We start from the raw sequence: 15,021 nt of genomic DNA, 5'->3' as shown, positions 1-15,021 counted from the left end.
AAAAACGCGCCGCAGGGGCGCGTTTTCTTGCGGCGGCCGGCATTACTCCGGAATTGTGAAGACCTGTCCCGGGTAGATCAGATCCGGGTCGCGGATAGCGCCGCGGTTGGCCTCAAACACCCGCACATACAGAAAGCCGCTGCCGTATTTCTGCTGCGATATGGCCCAGAGCGTATCTCCCTTCTGCACCGTCACCGCACGCACCAGCGGCGCAGGCTGATCCGGCACAGGGTCGCCTGCGGGTTGCGGCAGCGCTTCTGGTGCCTCGCGTTTGAACGGGGTTTCCAGACGGCTGACGACATCGCCAGTTGCCGGTTCGATCTCGTCCAGGCGCAGGGTGTAAATACCCGGTGCCACATCTTCCAGCCGCCCGTTCCAGCGGCCGTCGTCTGCGGCATCGAGTTCCGCAACCGGCTGATTGTCGACATAGACCCGCACCCGCGACTGCGGACGGGCACGCCCCGCCAGCTCAACCCCGCCTGTGCCGTTGTAGCTGATGGCATCCAGCGCGATTTCGTCGCTCAGTTCCGGATCCGCGGGAACAGCAGGCTGCACCACTTCGACACCGTCCTCGTCCGCGCGCAGCACGGCCACGGCCTGGCCCTGCGGCTGCGGGGCCGGAGGCTCTGTCGCCAGCGTCAGCGCCGCAGTGTCTTCGCCCGCACCAAGTTCCGAAGCAGCGGTTGCGGCTGCATCGGCGCCCCCGTCTTGCGCGGTGTCCGGCTGGCCTCCTGCCGCTGCCACCTCTTGCCCCGCACTCTCAGTGCCTGCCGTTTCCAGGCCGGCTGCCTGCTCATCCGAAGGCACCGTTTCTTCCGGTGCGGAGGCCTGTGCCCCGGCATCTGCGGTGCGCTGTTCCCCGCCGCCTTCCCCGCCAGGCGCCGCGGCTACCGGCGTTACGGGCGCCAAAATGAAGGAGGCACCGGAAACGCTCTGCTGCCCGCCATGTTCAGCCAGCAGCGAAACCACCCGGGCCTCTGCGCTTGGGGCGATTGTCGTCAGCGAAACAAATTCACCGCCTGCAGGCACCTCCAGCTGATCCAGCACTTCGCCGTCCAACAGCACAGAAACCTGCACCCCTTGCTGCGCGCGCCCGGCAATCACTGCGGCACCTTCATTGTCAACCCGCACCAGATCAAGCTCCGGCGCCTCCAGGACAAAGATCTCCTCTTTGGGTTCGGCAGCGGCGGGCGGTTCCGGTGCTTCCGCTGCTGCGCCCTCTTCTGGCGCCGCCAGAGCAAGCTCCTCTGCAGCTCCGGTCCCGGCGGCCGCCGCGTCATCTTGCGGGGCCGGTTCTGCTGCGGCTGCTGCCGGCTGTTCCGCATCGGCCGCAGCCGTGCTGTCCTCTTCGCCACTGGCCGCGCTGCCTGCGCTGGCGGCCTCCGGCTCTGGCGTGCTGCTGCCCGCCACAGTGCCGTCTGCCGGCTCAAGCGTTTCCGAAGCTTCCGCCACTGCAGTTCCCTCGGCTTCGCTGGCCTCAGGACCTCCGGTGCCTTGTTCTGTTCCCGCGGCTTCCTGGGGCGCCTCTGCGGTTTCCCGGGCCGCCTCTGCGGCGTCCTGGGCGGCCCGGTTCTGCAGCGGCTGACCGGACTCGTCTCCGTCTCCAGTGAAGGTGCCGCTGTCATTCGCGGCTTGGCTGCCCGCCTGCCCATTGGCCGCCTCGCCCTCCGGCTGGCTGGTGCCCAGCACGCCCAGCTGGAACAGCACAACGCCGCCCAGCACTACCGCAACGCCGGCAATACCGCCAAGTGTGAGGGCCCCCAGACCCCCGCTTCCAGATGTTTCCGCCATTTCGATCCCTTCGGCATTTGCGGAATGTTGCCTTCCGCTTAGTTGAGCAAACCTACCAATCCCGCTATCACGGGTCAAAACACCAATTGCGTTTCACCTTGAAATTCCACGGAAAGGCTGGCCGATGAGCATCAAATCCGTCTGTGTCTACTGCGGCTCACGCGCAGGTGCGCGTCCCGCCTATGCCCAGGCCGCGCAGGAGCTTGGCCACGCACTGGCTGAAAACGGTATGCGGCTGGTCTATGGCGCAGGCGATGTCGGGCTGATGGGCGAAGTTGCCCGCGCGGCCCAGGCCGCAGGAGCCGAAACCTTTGGCGTGATCCCCGGCCACCTGGAACGGCGCGAGGTCGGCAAATCGGACCTGACGACCTATATCGTCACCGAAACCATGCATGAACGCAAAAAAGTCATGCTGTGGAATGCCGATGCCGTCGTGGTGCTGCCCGGCGGCGCCGGATCGCTGGATGAACTGTTCGAGGCCCTCACCTGGCGCCAGCTTGGCCTGCACGCGAAACCGATCGTGATCCTCAACACCGAGGGCTACTGGGACAAACTGCGCGGCCTCCTATCCCATCTGGTTGCCGAAGGGTTTGCCGGTCAGGACACGGCGGATTACCTGATCTGGGCCGACACGCCGGTTGCCGCCATCGCCGCCCTGCGCGACGCCCGCTCCTGACGCAGGGCCGAGACCGAAAACACCGCCACTGCGCTCCAGATCAGCGCAAAGGCTGCCCCGTGCCACGGGGTGAAGGGTTCGGCAAAGACCATCACGGCCACCAGAAACTGCAGGGTCGGGTTCAGATACTGCAGCACGCCCACAGTACCCAGACGCACCCGCTTGGCCGCATAGCTGAACAGGATCAGCGGCAGCCCGGTCAGAATGCCGGAAAACGCCAGCATCGACGCATCCGCCGCGCCGTTCAAAAAACCCGCACCGCCGGTCAGCCAGATCACCGCCAGCGCCACCGGCAGTATCAGCAGGACCTCCGCCGTTACCGACACTACCGGCCCCAGCGGAAGCTGTTTCTTTGCAACACCATACAAAGCAAAGCTCACCCCCAGAACCAGCGGAATGAGCGGTGCGGCCACCAGCCCGAACGACAGCACTGCGACCGCAACTGCCGCTAACCCCACCGCCAGAAGCTGAGCCCCTGTCAGCCGTTCACCAAAAACAATGCGCCCCAAAAGAACGCTCAGCAGCGGAAAGATGTAATACCCCAGGCTCGCCTCTGTTGCGTGGCCGGTCTGCACCGATGAAATGAAGACAAACCAATTGAGCGAAATCATCGCGGTAGCAAAGACCAGGAACAACGCATTACGGCCGCTTTGCAGCGCAGCGCCCAGGGCACCGATACGGCCCTGTGCCAGCAGAACCCCTGCAAAGAACAGAAACGACCACAGCACCCGGTGCGACAGCACCTGCTCCGGCGGCACATGCGACAAGGCCTTGTAATAGATCCCAGACAGCCCCCAGACGACGCAGGCCGCTATCATTGCCAGGATGCCTTTGGCTGCTTCTGTCATCTCTGCCTCCGGACGCTCGCACCTGTGCGCTATACGCGCCAGCGGTTCTTTAAAACAAGAAACGCCCGGTCGCAGGACCGGGCGCTCCAGGCAATCAACTGTACGCAGATTACATCCGCGAAGCGACGTTTTCCCAGTTCACCAGGTTGTCCAGGAAGTTGGTCAGATACGCCGGACGCTTGTTGCGGAAGTCGATGTAGTAGGAGTGCTCCCAAACATCGCAGCCCAGCAGTGCAGTCTGGTTGAAGCACAGCGGGTTGACACCGTTCTCGGTCTTGGTCACCGCCAGCGAACCGTCAGCGTTTTTGACCAGCCATGCCCAGCCAGAGCCGAACTGGCCCGCGCCTGCAGCGGAGAATTGCGACTTGAATTCGTCAACCGACCCGAAGGACTCGACCAGGGCTTTTTCCAGCTCGCCCGGCATTGCGCTCTCGCCCGGGCCCATCATCTCCCAGAACTGGTTGTGGTTCCACAGCTGCGAGATGTTGTTGAAGATGCCGTTCTGGGCAACTGCACCGGCGTCATAGGTGCCGGTGATGATTTCTTCCAGCGACTTGCCTTCCCATTCGGTTCCGGCAATCAGCTTGTTGCCATTGTCGACATAGGCCTTGTGGTGCAGGTCGTGGTGGTATTCCAGGGTTTCCGCCGACATGCCTTTGGCAGCCAGAGCGTCATGAGCATAAGGAAGATCGGGAAGTTCAAAAGCCATTTGGGCCCCCTGTGAAATAAGTTTGCGTTCCTGCGCAGATACATGCTGTTTGCGCGCTATCAGGTCAAGGGCCTAGACAGCAAATCAGCGCAGGGTTTATGTGCGTTTGCGTGCCAGGGCTTCAGCGTTTCTTTACCTTGCACTTCCCGCGCCCCCGCGGCTCGTTGCCGAATTCCGGGAACAGACCCCGGATTGAGAGCTGCCACCGTCATTGCGCCCCTCAGGGCTGGCGGAATTCCCATTCGCTCTCATTTTGGGCCAGATGCGATACCGTATGCTCCAGCGTGCAGCGGCCCGAACCGCGCGGCGGCTGGACAGAGGCGCCGGACCGGAGCCCTTGAATGCTCATCTTCAGATTGGCTGTGTTCAAAACCGCCCTGAACCGCGGCTCTGCTTGACCCGATTCCGTCAGTACGGCCAGTCCTGGCAGCGACCAGCTGAGCGCGTATGTTGTTTCGCTGCGCCTAGTCACCTTGGCGGCGACCGATACGCCAAAGGCGGCATCAGTCACTTTTGCCGAGCTGAAATCATCGGAAAAACGCACAGTGATCTTCCCTGGGATCCAGGCTTCTCCAGCGATCGGCGCCAAGCTGCACCGGAAGCTGGTTTCCGCTACGGCAACCGCAGCGGAAAGCGTAAAAACCAATGCGAGAAATCCGCATTTCGGCAGACCCATCAGCCGCTCCCTGAAAATCTTCAAGCAGCTGCTCATTCGGATTAGGAACAGCCGCAAAATCAACCAGTTGCAAAAATTCTGCAAAGGTACTCGTCCAGGGCATCCGGCAAAAAAGGTGCCCTGGAAAGTCTCCAGGGCACCGTAATTGACGCGCAATCGCACCACAAGCAAAAAGCGAGTGAAAATTTTAGTAAACACCCACTTTGGACTGCGGATGCGCCGCTGTGCTCAGCAGTTTGAACACATATTCGCCGACGGAGCGGAAACAGACGATGTAAAAGCTGCCATCGTCGTTCAACCAGAAGGCGCCGGCCACCTGCGCCAGGCGCGAGCGGCGGAACTGGCCGGGCTTGAACGCCGCGGCGTCAAAGTCCACCGGGCTTACCTTGCCCAGCACCTCGCGCGCGCCCTCGCCCGACAGCCGGAAGAAAGCACGGGCGTCGGAGACGTTCACCGCCAGCGCGTGCTCGCCCTTCAGCGCCTCAGCCACCTCGGCGGTTTTGGCCACCGCGTCCTCGTAAGGCACCAGGAGCAGCAGCTCGTCGGTGGACATCCAGGCAACGGCACCATTTTCAGCCACGTTGACAGAGCCCTGACCCGGAACCTCGGCGCCGGTGGCGGCCTTGACAGCCGCCTTCAACGCTTCGGATCCCAAATCGCCGCGCAGGGTGATCATGCCCTGCAGGCCGGCATCTTCGACCTTGGCCAGCCCGGTATACTGGGCGCCGTTCAGTACGGAAACAGCCTTAGACATTCTGCTTTTCCCCTTCCTTGTCGTAGAAGACCGGATCAACGATCTTGGCTTTGTAGATCTTGCCGTCAGTGCCCGGGAACTCGATCACTTCGCCCATGCGCTTGGGACCATGCTTGACCAGGCCCATGGCGATGCCGCGGCCCAGGGTCGCGGAGTGGTAGGTCGAAGTCACGCGGCCGATCATGTTGCGCTGACCGTTGGCGTTGACGCCTTCCCCCACCGCATAGGCGCCGTCGGGCAGCACCGAACCGTCAACAGTTTCCAGGCCAACCAGCTGCCAGCGCTCCGGATCAACCATGTGCGAGCGCGCTTGCGCGCGTTTGCCCAGATAGTCTTCCTTCTTCTTGGACAGCGCCCAATGAAGACCCAGATCCTGCGGGATCACGGTGCCATCGGTTTCGTCGCCGATCATGATAAAGCCCTTCTCGGCACGCAGAATGTGCAGGGTCTCGGTGCCATAAGGCATGACGCCGAATTCCTTGCCTGCTTCCATCAGCGCATCCCAGAATGCCTGACCCTCAGAGGCCGCAACCGCGATCTCATAGGACAGCTCGCCCGAGAAGGAGATCCGGTAAGCGCGGGCATCAAAGCCGCCGATCTTGCCGTCACGCCATTCCATGAAGGGCAGCGCCTCTTTCGAGACATCCATGCCGCCGCCTGCAGCCGCGTTCAGCTTCTCCAGCACCTTGCGGGCGTTGGGGCCGACCACGGCAACCTGCGCGTATTGCTCGGTCACGTTGGCAACATAGACTTTCCAGTCCCACCATTCGGTCTGCAGCCATTCTTCCATCCAGCCGTGGATGCGCTCGGCACCGCCGGTGGTGGTGTGGCACAGCCAGGTGTCCTCGTCGATGCGAGCAACCACGCCGTCGTCCATCAGGAAGCCGTTTTCGGTGCACATCAGGCCATAACGGCATTTGCCGATTTTCAGCGTGGACATCATGTTGGTGTACATCATGTCCAGGAACTTGCCTGCGTCGGGGCCTTTGACCACCAGCTTGCCGAGGGTCGAGGCGTCCAGCAGGCCGAGGTTCTCGCGGGTGTTCTTCACCTCGCGGTTCACCGCGGCATGACGGTCCTCTCCCGGGCGGGTGATGGCGAACGGACGGCGCCACTGGCCAACCGGTTCCCAATCCGCGCCGTTCTGATCCATCCAGTCGGCGATCGGTGTCTTGCGCACCGGCTGGAAGATCTCGGCCCGTGCCTCACCGGCGATCGCACCCAGCGAGATCGGGTGGTAGGGCGGACGGAAGGTGGTGGTGCCCACCTGCGGGATTTCCGAGTTCAGGCTGTCGGCCAGAATGGCCAGGCCGTTGATGTTGGACAGCTTGCCCTGGTCGGTCGCCATACCCAGCGTGGTGTAACGCTTGGTGTGTTCGACGCTTTCATAGCCTTCGCGGGCCGCCAGCTGCACGTCGGACACTTTCACGTCGTTCTGGTAGTCCAGCCAGGACTTCATGCGCAGCTTGATGTCCGCCTTGGCAGGCATCAGCCAGACCGCTTCCATCTGCGCTTCCGCCTCGGACTCGCCCTTGGCAGCTGCCACGGTTTTCGCCGGGAAGCCAGCTTCTTCGGCCGCCTTGGCACCAGCAGCTGCCGCGTCTTCCAGCAGCGCACCCAGGCCGAACTCGCCGTTGGCGCTACCCGCCGGAACCACAAAGCCGGTTCCGTCATGGCCCAGCGGCGGACGCGAGGCGTCGGGGCGGAAGTTGGCGTTTTTCTCGTCCCAGATCAGCTTGCCGCCGCAGTGGGACCACAGGTGCACCACCGGGGACCAGCCGCCGGACATGGCAACCGCGTCAGCCTGCACAGTTTCCCGCGCGCCGCCTTCGCCGTTCTGGGCGCAGATGGCGACCTCGGTCACGCATTTGCCGTCCTTCACCTTGGCGATGGCGCGGCCCAGCTCGACCCGGATACCCTTCTCGCGGACTGCTTCCATCAGCGCGCCGCCGCCGGTTTCGCGGGTGTCGACCACGCGCACCACTTCGACGCCAGCGTCATGCAGCACCAGCGCGGTGCGGTAGGCGTCGTCGTTGTTGGTGGCAACCACGACCTTCTGGCCGGGGTTGATGCCCCAGTTCACCACATAGTCGCGCATCGAGGCCGCCAGCATCACGCCGGGCACGTCGTTGCCGGCAAAGGACAGCGGACGCTCGATCGCACCGGTTGCGGTGACAATGCGGGTTGCGCGGATCCGCCACAGACGGTGGCGCGGACCGCCCTGGCCCGGTGCGTGGTCGGTCAGGCGCTCATAGCCAAGGGCGTAGCCGTGGTCATAGACGCCGGAACCCATGCAGCGGTCGCGCAGGGTGACATTGTCCATCGCCTTCAGCTCGGCCAGGGTCTTTTCGATCCAGGCGTCGGGCGCTTCACCGTCGATGGTGCCGCCGTCGACCGGTGCGCGGCCGCCCCAGTGGCTGTTCTGCTCCAGCACCAGAACCTTGGCGCCGGTGGCCGCAGCCGCCTTGGCCGCCTGCAGGCCGGCAACGCCGCCGCCGATAACCAGCACGTCTGCAAAGAAATAGAAGTGCTCGTAGGTGTCGGCGTCCTTCAGCTCCTTGTCAGGTGCTGCGCCCAGACCTGCGGATTTCCGGATGATCGGTTCATAGACGTGTTTCCACAGCGGACGCGGGTGGATGAACATCTTGTAGTAGAAGCCGGCGGTCAGGAAACGCGACAGCTTGTTGTTCACCGCCAGTACGTCGAACTCCAGGCTCGGCCAGTGGTTCTGCGACTGTGCGGTCAGCCCCGAGAACAGCTCGGTGGTGGTGGCACGCTGGTTCGGCTCGTAACGGTCGCCCACGCCCAGCTGCATCAGCGCATTGGGCTCTTCCGAACCCGATGCAACGACGCCGCGCGGACGGTGGTATTTGAACGAACGGCCCATCATCACTTGGCCGTTGGCCAGCAGTGCGGATGCCAGGGTATCACCGGCATAGCCCTTCATGGACTTGCCGTTGAAGGTGAAGTCGATCTGTTTGGAGCGGTCGATCAGCCGGCCCTGATTGGCGAGACGCGTGCTCATGTGCTCAGACCTTTCAAAAGAAAAGCGGGTGTTTCAGTCAGGCGGAGGATCATTACTTTTCGTCCGCAAATTCACGCCAGGTCCAGCCCGGACGCTTGGCAGCGATCTTGTCCTTGATCTCCTGCGGCGGCTCGGTCACCTGGGCGCTGTAGGTGCCAAAGACCTCCAGCGTGGTGGTGCAGCGCGCGGCGTGGAACCACTTGCCGCAGCCATTGGCATGGCGCCAGCGTTCGAAATGAACGCCTTTGGGGTTTTCACGCATGAACAGGTAGTCATGGAACTCATCATCCGAGGAGCCGGGGCCAAAACGCTTCAGATGCGCTTCGCCGCCCGCGGCCAGTTCGGTTTCTTCGGCTTTGACGCCGCAGTAGGGACATTCAAGGATCAGCATAGGCGGAACCTCCAGCTTGAATTTTCAACGCGGCAACCCAAAGTGAATCTCATGTTTGCTTTGATTCTCATTGCGGTAGCCGCAGTATTGCTTCTTGTCGCTTTCTTCGATTGGCGCCGGGATGAACGCATTCACCCGGCTGGCAAGTTCAAGGGCCCCGCGCCCGTCAGATTTGTGAAACACGTTTTGTGCCTCATGTTCGACGGTGTGGCGAGCGGCCCTTGACCGGCCGCGCCCGCGTCAGTGGGCCACGCCCGCAGCAACGCTCTCGTCGATGAATTTGCCTTCCTTGAAGCGGTTGATCGAGAACTCCTCGGTCAGCGGCGAGTGGCCGGTGGCCATCAGCTCTGCCATCGCCCAGCCCGAACCCGGGATCGACTTAAAGCCGCCGGTGCCCCAGCCGCAGTTGATGAAGCAGTTCTGAACCGGGGTCTTGGAGATGATCGGCGAGCGGTCACCGGTCACATCCACGATGCCGCCCCACTGGCGCAGCATCTTCAGACGGCTGACCATCGGGAAGGTTTCGACCAGGGCGCGCACGGTTTCCTCGATATGGTGGAAGCTGCCGCGCTGGGTGTAGTTGTTGAACCCGTCGGTGCCGCCGCCGATCACCATCTCGCCCTTGTCCGACTGGGACATGTAGCCATGCACGGTGTTGGCCATCACAACCACATCCATGCAGGGTTTGATCGGCTCGGACACCATCGCCTGCAGCGCAACCAATTCCATCGGCAGACGGAAGCCCGCCATTTCCGACAGAACGGAGGCGTTACCGGCCACGATCATGCCGATCTTGTCGCAATCAATCGGGCCTTTGGTGGTGTCGACACCCACGGTGCGGCCGTTCTCGGTGCGCACACCGGTGACTTCGCACTTCTGGATGATGTCCATGCCCATGTCGGAGCACGCACGCGCATAGCCCCAGGCCACAGCATCGTGACGGGCGGTGCCGCCGCGTTCCTGCCACAGGCCGCCCAGAACAGGGTAACGGGGGCCATGCAGGTTGATGATCGGCACCAGTTCCTTGACCCGCTCCGGGGTGATCCACTCGGTCTGCACACCCTGCTGCTGGTTGGCATGGGCGGTGCGCTTGTAGCCGCGGATCTCATGCTCGGTCTGCGCCAGCATGATCACGCCGCGCGGGCTGAACATCACGTTGTAGTTCAGGTCCTGTGACATGGTCTCATACAGGCTGCGCGCCTTTTCATAGATCGCAGCCGAAGGATCCTGCAGGTAGTTCGAGCGGATGATGGTGGTGTTGCGGCCGGTGTTGCCGCCGCCAAGCCAGCCTTTCTCGATGATTGCGACATTGGTAATGCCGAAGTTCTTACCCAGGTAGTAGGCAGTGGCAAGGCCATGCCCGCCCGCACCCACGATGACGACATCGTAGTGGCGTTTGGGTTCCGGCGAGCGCCAGGCGCGCTCCCATCCGGTGTGATAGCGCAGGGCTTCCCGCGCAACAGCAAAGACTGAATAGCGTTTCATGAGCGAATCCGATGGTTCGTGTCTGCTAGCGGGTATGCACTAAACGCATGGGCCACCCGTGCCGTTTATCGTCCCCTTTCTGCGTTATTGCGACATATCTTAATGACGCATTGCGGCATCCCGCGGCCCGGCGCGGCAGTTTGGCCCTTTTGTTCGGCTGCCCCCGCATATAGATGAAAACCAAACTACGGAGACGGCATGGTTTTCTGGACAGTCACCGCCCTTATCGCCTTTGCGGCAGCGCTGCTGCTGGCAATGATCATCATTCGCGCCCGTGAGCACGGCGAACCTGCCGCGGCCTATGATCTGCGCGTCTACCGCCAGCAGTTGCGCGAAGTCGACAAGGATCTGGCCCGCGGCGTGATCAATCAAGCCGACGCAGAGCGCATCCGAACCGAAATCTCGCGCCGCATCCTGGCCGCCGACGCGCAGCTGCAAAAGCGCAAGTCCGGCCCCGCTCAGCCCCGCCTTCTATCGCTGGGCTTTGCAATTGCAACGGCTCTGCTGATCACCGGCGGCACCCTGGGCCTGTACTGGCAGCTGGGCGCCCCCGGCTACGGCGATCTAGGCCTGCAGGACCGCATCCGCCTGGCAGGCGAGCGCGCCGAAAACCGCCCCTCTCAGGCTGAGGCCGAGGCCGATGTTCCGGAAATTCAGCGCCCCGAGGTCGAAGAAGGCTACATCCAGCTGGTCGAACAGCTGCGCAAGACCGCAGGCGAGCGTGAGAACGACCTCCAGGGTCAGGCCCTGCTGGCCCAGCACGAGGCCAACCTCGGCAATTTCAAGGCCGCCTATGAAGCCAAGACCAACTACATCCGTCTGGCCGAAGGCAAAGTGAACGCCCGCGACTTCACCGAGCTGGCCGAGCTCAAGATCATGGCCGCCGGCGGTTATGTCTCGCCCGAGGCGCAGACCGACCTGCAAAAAGCCCGCGCCATTGACCCCTCCCACGGCCCGGCCCGCTATTACTGGGGCCTGATGCTGGGCCAGATCGGCCGCCCGGACCTCGCTTATAAGGAATGGGCCGCAACCCTGCGGGACGGACCGGCGGATGCCCTGTGGATCAAGGGCATTCAGGGCCAGATCGAGGAAATGGCCTTCCGCGCCGGTGTCGAATACCGCCCGATCACCCCCAGCGGCGGCACCGGCCCGGCCGCCCTGCCCGGCCCCAGCACCGAACAGATGGAAGGTGCGGCGGAACTCTCTCCTGAAGAACAGCAGGAAATGATCCGCGGCATGGTCACCCGCCTGTCCGACCGTCTGGCAACCGAGGGTGGCAGCGCCGAGGAATGGGCCCGCCTGATCGGCGCCCTGTCGGTGCTGGGCGAGACTGAGCGCGCCCGCACCGTCTATGACGAGGCCCGCGGTGCATTCCAGGCCGACGCAGAGGCGCTGGCACTCTTGGAAACCATCGCCGCCCAGGCAGGACTGACAGAATGATCCACGACGCCTTCGAAGACTTCGCCGCCGCCCTGCCTCCGATGAACGCGCTGATGGGACTGGACCTTGGCACCAAGACCATCGGCGTCGCCGTCTCTGACCGCATCGGCGCGGTGGCGACGCCCCTGGAAACCGTCAAGCGCAAGAAATTCTCGCTCGATGCGGCGCGCCTGCTGGAAATCATCCAGCAACGCGACATCAGCGGCATCCTCCTGGGCCTGCCCCGCAACATGGACGGAACCGAAGGCCCCCGCTGCCAGTCCACCCGCGCCTTTGCCCGCAACCTCACCCAGCTCACCGATCTGCCGATCAGCTTCTGGGACGAGCGCCTCAGCACCGTGGCCGCAGAAAAAGCGCTTCTTGAAGCAGATACGACACGCAAACGCCGCGCAGAGGTTATCGACCACGTCGCGGCCTCCTATATTCTCCAGGGTGCATTGGACCGGATGCGGCACTTGAAGAACGGGTGAACAGATGACTGACGACGTTTGGAAACGGGACGAGATCCAAAGCCCCTGCATCAAGATCTGCGTCGTCCACCCCGAGGCCCGCATCTGCACCGGCTGCTACCGCTCCATCGACGAGATCCGCGACTGGTCCAAGATGACCAACGAAGAGCGCGCCGGCATCATGAACGACCTCCCTGCCCGCGCCAGCAAACTGGTCAAGCGCCGCGGCGGCCGTGGCGCAAGATTAAAACGCGGCTAACGCGGCGCGCGGTGAGGTAAGGCTCTGTCAATCATGCGGAATAAGTGCTGACCCAATGTTTCGCGCGCGAAACATTGGGGTAGAATTGCTGACCTAATTTGCAGAGGGTAAGCGCCTGCCTGCCAGGAACACGCCTAGCCTAACCGCTCAGAGATCCCTCGTCGAATTTTCGCTCGGGAGCATAACTTTCCACTTATATCCAGTCGACTTTTGAAGGCGGTCGGTTAAATTTTCAGTCTTAGAACGCAACTCATCAGAAACCCAACTAACTAAACACTCTGACTTCTGAGCCAAGTCTACGGGGATCTTTAAATTCACAAATGGAAGGACTTTGAATGCTTGACCATCAAACTCGAAATCCATGTCAGTAGTCGTTGAGTGATGGTTATCGTTATGTGCAAATCTCTTGTTCCTTAGCCCCATCAGCTCATTATGAGCATCCTTTAGTTCGCCAGGAACGCGTTTTCCATCCAATCGCACAGAACTTCCCGTTGCAAACAATCTCCCATAAGAAACTGCAAAAGCAGTGTGCAATGCATTTATTTCAAAAACCATTTCAGCCGTAAGTTTCGAAACCACAATTGGTTCGAAGGTTTTCAGACGCTTCAGAATGTAGCGAAGCTCCGACACCGCTTGACCTGCTTTTGTAATCTTGTCCAACCGGTCGAGCTCGCGTGCGTGCTCCACAACAACCCTTTTCCCTTCGTCTTCAAGACTCGCCATTTTCAGCTGTGACTTCTCAAAATTTCGACCTGATTTTAGGTCTTATTGTATCTAAGAGAACTCAGATACCTTCAGTCAATCATATTACTTACCAATTCTTCCGCCAGCCACCCCGTGGTCCAACCCGCCAGCTCAGGCCGGAAATAGGCGATCATGCGACCCTCCTCAGGCGCGCTTGCCCCGTCACCCCAGGGCGCAACCCCGTGCAGGCACAGCCGGTGCATCAGATAGGACTCGCCCGGTTTCGCAGGCACCGTGATCCGCGGGCAGGTCTCGAACACCTCGGCGCGGGCCGCCGTGTAGGCATCGGTCACATCCACATCCGCCCACTCGGCCTGCGGCACGCCCTCAAACGCGGCGGCAAAGGCACGGCGCATGATCCTGTGGCTGCCCTCCCATATCACCAGCGGCGAGGCGTCGGGGCTGCTTTCATTCAGCGGAATGCCCAGCACCCAGGCGTGCGGCTCCTCCACCTTGCGGCGGCGGTGCTCGCCGTACATTTTCACCCCGTCCACATGCGCCGCATCGCGTTTGACGCGGTAGCGGAAGGCCGCCTCGCCCTCGCCCGGACGCGGGCGCGGATAGCCGGGAAAGACCGAGGATACCTGCGCCCGGTGCAGCTCCGGGATAGGCCCGAGGTTCTGCGAGATAAACTCCACCGGCGCCCCACCCAGCGGCGGCCCGTCCGGCAGGCGCCCTGCGGTATCATTCGGCAAGGCATCGACCCCGATGAACCAGGTGCGCTCGCACTGGAACCACTCGGCACAGGCCGGATCATCCAGCGACCGGATCCCATGCTGCAGCGCATCCGCTGCCCAGGCCGCGATCTGCGGGTCCTGGTCAAAGCGCACCCAGCCCTTGTCCCGAAACTGCTCGAACTGTTCGAATTGCTTGGTCATATCCATCAATATCCCAGCGCTTTACGCAGCATGTTGAGCGCCACCAGAACCAGAAACGCCCCGAACACCCGTTTCAACGGCTTCGGGTCCATCGCATGGGCCAGCTTGACGCCCCAGGGCGCAGTAATCAGCGTCATCGCAATCACGATGAAAAACGCCACCAGATTGACCGCGCCGATGGTGAAAGGTGGCCGCGCGGCCGGATCCACCTCCAGCAGCAGGAACCCCGCAACCGAGGGCACCGCAATGATCACGCCAAATCCGGCAGCGGTCGCCACCGCGCGGTGCACCGCCACCCCGTGCAGGGTCATCAGCGGCACCCCAAAGCTGCCACCGCCAATCCCCATCAGCACGGACAGGAAGCCGACCGCAGGCGACAGCGCCGCGCGCTTGCCGCCCTTGGGCATCGCCTCCGCCAGGCGCCACTCAGAGCGGCCCAGCCCCAGGTAGCAGCCGATCACCAGCGCCAGCCCGCCGAACACGCCTTGCAGCACGCCAGAGCGCAAGGCAGACGCCGCCAGCACGCCCACGATGGCGCCGGCAGCAATGCCAATCCCCCAGCTGCGCAGGATCTCCCAATCCACCGCGCCCTTCTTGTTGTGGCTCATCACCGAGCGCACCGAGGTCACGATGATCGTCGCCAATGAGGTTGCCAGGCAGATCTGCATCAGCTGATCGCCGCCATAGCCAAGGGTCTGGAAGGCATAGAAAAACGCAGGCACCAGAACGATCCCGCCGCCAACACCCAGAAGCCCTGCCAAGACGCCGGCAAAGGCCCCGATCACAACCAGCAGCCCGCCCATCTGCATCAGCAGCGCAGGCTCCGGCCACAGGGCGGCTGTCACGGCGGGATCAGTCATGCGGGGCACCTCAGGCTTTTGCGTCACCGGCAAAGG

Annotated in this window: 15 protein-coding genes; 4 read left to right on the top strand and 11 right to left on the bottom strand. The window is 62.6% G+C overall.

Going from position 1 to position 15,021, the window contains the following annotated elements; genetic code table 11:
* Positions 1 to 42: 42 nt before the first annotated feature.
* Entirely contained in the window at positions 43 to 1,791 is a 1,749-nt protein-coding gene (locus ACXAEK_RS14170; protein ID WP_475042817.1) for a LysM peptidoglycan-binding domain-containing protein, read from the bottom strand.
* A gap of 124 nt (positions 1,792 to 1,915) precedes the next feature.
* Here ACXAEK_RS14170 and ACXAEK_RS14165 point away from each other — a divergent pair, with 124 nt between their 5' ends.
* Positions 1,916 to 2,467 carry an LOG family protein gene (locus ACXAEK_RS14165; protein WP_475042816.1) on the top strand — a complete coding sequence of 184 codons (552 nt, stop codon included), beginning with the start codon at positions 1,916 to 1,918 and terminating at the stop codon, positions 2,465 to 2,467.
* Here the strand turns inward: ACXAEK_RS14165 and rarD are convergent.
* The 7 genes from rarD to ACXAEK_RS14130 all read right to left on the bottom strand — a co-directional run bounded on the left by rarD (position 2,404) and on the right by ACXAEK_RS14130 (position 10,355).
* On the bottom strand, positions 2,404 to 3,315 hold the full coding sequence (gene rarD, locus ACXAEK_RS14160) for an EamA family transporter RarD (RefSeq protein ID WP_475042814.1): 912 nt from the start codon (positions 3,313 to 3,315) through the stop codon (positions 2,404 to 2,406). The two genes, ACXAEK_RS14165 and rarD, sit on opposite strands and share 64 nt — an antisense overlap.
* 109 nt (positions 3,316 to 3,424) lie before the next feature.
* Positions 3,425 to 4,024, bottom strand: a complete 600-nt coding sequence (locus ACXAEK_RS14155; RefSeq protein ID WP_475042813.1) for a superoxide dismutase — start codon at positions 4,022 to 4,024, stop codon at positions 3,425 to 3,427.
* A gap of 220 nt (positions 4,025 to 4,244) precedes the next feature.
* Positions 4,245 to 4,898, bottom strand: coding sequence for a hypothetical protein (locus tag ACXAEK_RS14150; protein WP_475042812.1), 654 nt, complete (start codon positions 4,896 to 4,898; stop codon positions 4,245 to 4,247).
* Entirely contained in the window at positions 4,888 to 5,454 is a 567-nt protein-coding gene (locus ACXAEK_RS14145; RefSeq protein ID WP_475042811.1) for a sarcosine oxidase subunit gamma, read from the bottom strand. The genes ACXAEK_RS14150 and ACXAEK_RS14145 overlap by 11 nt, the downstream gene beginning before the upstream one ends.
* The gene (locus ACXAEK_RS14140) at positions 5,447 to 8,479 is read right to left on the bottom strand and encodes a sarcosine oxidase subunit alpha family protein (RefSeq protein WP_475042810.1); all 3,033 of its coding nucleotides are present in this window, start codon (positions 8,477 to 8,479) and stop codon (positions 5,447 to 5,449) included. The genes ACXAEK_RS14145 and ACXAEK_RS14140 overlap by 8 nt, the downstream gene beginning before the upstream one ends.
* A gap of 52 nt (positions 8,480 to 8,531) precedes the next feature.
* A complete protein-coding gene (locus ACXAEK_RS14135) occupies positions 8,532 to 8,870 on the bottom strand; it encodes a sarcosine oxidase subunit delta (RefSeq protein WP_475042808.1) in 339 nt (112 codons plus the stop codon).
* 240 nt (positions 8,871 to 9,110) lie between these two features.
* Positions 9,111 to 10,355 carry a sarcosine oxidase subunit beta family protein gene (locus ACXAEK_RS14130; protein ID WP_475042806.1) on the bottom strand — a complete coding sequence of 415 codons (1,245 nt, stop codon included), beginning with the start codon at positions 10,353 to 10,355 and terminating at the stop codon, positions 9,111 to 9,113.
* A 198-nt stretch (positions 10,356 to 10,553) separates the two neighbouring features.
* Between ACXAEK_RS14130 and ccmI the strand changes: the two genes are divergently transcribed.
* From ccmI to ACXAEK_RS14115, 3 genes are read left to right on the top strand one after another with little or no spacing between them, the layout of a single operon-like run.
* Positions 10,554 to 11,795: a c-type cytochrome biogenesis protein CcmI gene (ccmI, locus tag ACXAEK_RS14125; protein ID WP_475042804.1), complete on the top strand. Its 1,242-nt coding sequence runs from the start codon at positions 10,554 to 10,556 to the stop codon at positions 11,793 to 11,795.
* A complete protein-coding gene (ruvX, locus tag ACXAEK_RS14120) occupies positions 11,792 to 12,265 on the top strand; it encodes a Holliday junction resolvase RuvX (RefSeq protein ID WP_475042802.1) in 474 nt (157 codons plus the stop codon). The genes ccmI and ruvX overlap by 4 nt, the downstream gene beginning before the upstream one ends.
* A gap of 4 nt (positions 12,266 to 12,269) precedes the next feature.
* Positions 12,270 to 12,503: a DUF1289 domain-containing protein gene (locus tag ACXAEK_RS14115; protein WP_222503026.1), complete on the top strand. Its 234-nt coding sequence runs from the start codon at positions 12,270 to 12,272 to the stop codon at positions 12,501 to 12,503.
* 147 nt (positions 12,504 to 12,650) lie between these two features.
* On the opposite strand, the gene ACXAEK_RS14110 is transcribed toward ACXAEK_RS14115, so the two are convergent.
* The 3 genes from ACXAEK_RS14110 to ACXAEK_RS14100 form a co-directional block, all read right to left on the bottom strand.
* Complete coding sequence (locus ACXAEK_RS14110; protein WP_475042801.1) at positions 12,651 to 13,226, bottom strand: hypothetical protein; 576 nt, start codon at positions 13,224 to 13,226, stop codon at positions 12,651 to 12,653.
* A 71-nt stretch (positions 13,227 to 13,297) separates the two neighbouring features.
* Positions 13,298 to 14,125 carry a phytanoyl-CoA dioxygenase family protein gene (locus ACXAEK_RS14105; RefSeq protein ID WP_475042799.1) on the bottom strand — a complete coding sequence of 276 codons (828 nt, stop codon included), beginning with the start codon at positions 14,123 to 14,125 and terminating at the stop codon, positions 13,298 to 13,300.
* A gap of 5 nt (positions 14,126 to 14,130) precedes the next feature.
* On the bottom strand, positions 14,131 to 14,985 hold the full coding sequence (locus tag ACXAEK_RS14100; protein WP_475042797.1) for a sulfite exporter TauE/SafE family protein: 855 nt from the start codon (positions 14,983 to 14,985) through the stop codon (positions 14,131 to 14,133).
* Between the last annotated feature and the right edge of the window lie 36 nt (positions 14,986 to 15,021).

The sequence above is a fragment of the Leisingera sp. ABM4_101 genome, assembly GCF_056158725.1.
The sequence above is the reverse complement of the archived record's forward strand: the minus strand, read 5'-3'. Positions and strand labels throughout refer to the sequence as shown.

Bases quoted from the DNA above. Each gene is read 5' to 3' on its own strand.
- ACXAEK_RS14170 (WP_475042817.1), bottom strand. From the start codon at position 1,791: ATGGCGGAAACATCTGGAAGCGGGGGTCTGGGGGCCCTCACACTTGGC.
- ACXAEK_RS14165 (WP_475042816.1), top strand. From the start codon at position 1,916: ATGAGCATCAAATCCGTCTGTGTCTACTGCGGCTCACGCGCAGGTGCG.
- rarD (WP_475042814.1), bottom strand. From the start codon at position 3,315: ATGACAGAAGCAGCCAAAGGCATCCTGGCAATGATAGCGGCCTGCGTC.
- ACXAEK_RS14155 (WP_475042813.1), bottom strand. From the start codon at position 4,024: ATGGCTTTTGAACTTCCCGATCTTCCTTATGCTCATGACGCTCTGGCT.
- ACXAEK_RS14145 (WP_475042811.1), bottom strand. From the start codon at position 5,454: ATGTCTAAGGCTGTTTCCGTACTGAACGGCGCCCAGTATACCGGGCTG.
- ACXAEK_RS14140 (WP_475042810.1), bottom strand. From the start codon at position 8,479: ATGAGCACGCGTCTCGCCAATCAGGGCCGGCTGATCGACCGCTCCAAA.
- ACXAEK_RS14135 (WP_475042808.1), bottom strand. From the start codon at position 8,870: ATGCTGATCCTTGAATGTCCCTACTGCGGCGTCAAAGCCGAAGAAACC.
- ACXAEK_RS14130 (WP_475042806.1), bottom strand. From the start codon at position 10,355: ATGAAACGCTATTCAGTCTTTGCTGTTGCGCGGGAAGCCCTGCGCTAT.
- ccmI (WP_475042804.1), top strand. From the start codon at position 10,554: ATGGTTTTCTGGACAGTCACCGCCCTTATCGCCTTTGCGGCAGCGCTG.
- ruvX (WP_475042802.1), top strand. From the start codon at position 11,792: ATGATCCACGACGCCTTCGAAGACTTCGCCGCCGCCCTGCCTCCGATG.
- ACXAEK_RS14115 (WP_222503026.1), top strand. From the start codon at position 12,270: ATGACTGACGACGTTTGGAAACGGGACGAGATCCAAAGCCCCTGCATC.
- ACXAEK_RS14110 (WP_475042801.1), bottom strand. From the start codon at position 13,226: ATGGCGAGTCTTGAAGACGAAGGGAAAAGGGTTGTTGTGGAGCACGCA.
- ACXAEK_RS14105 (WP_475042799.1), bottom strand. From the start codon at position 14,125: ATGACCAAGCAATTCGAACAGTTCGAGCAGTTTCGGGACAAGGGCTGG.
- ACXAEK_RS14100 (WP_475042797.1), bottom strand. From the start codon at position 14,985: ATGACTGATCCCGCCGTGACAGCCGCCCTGTGGCCGGAGCCTGCGCTG.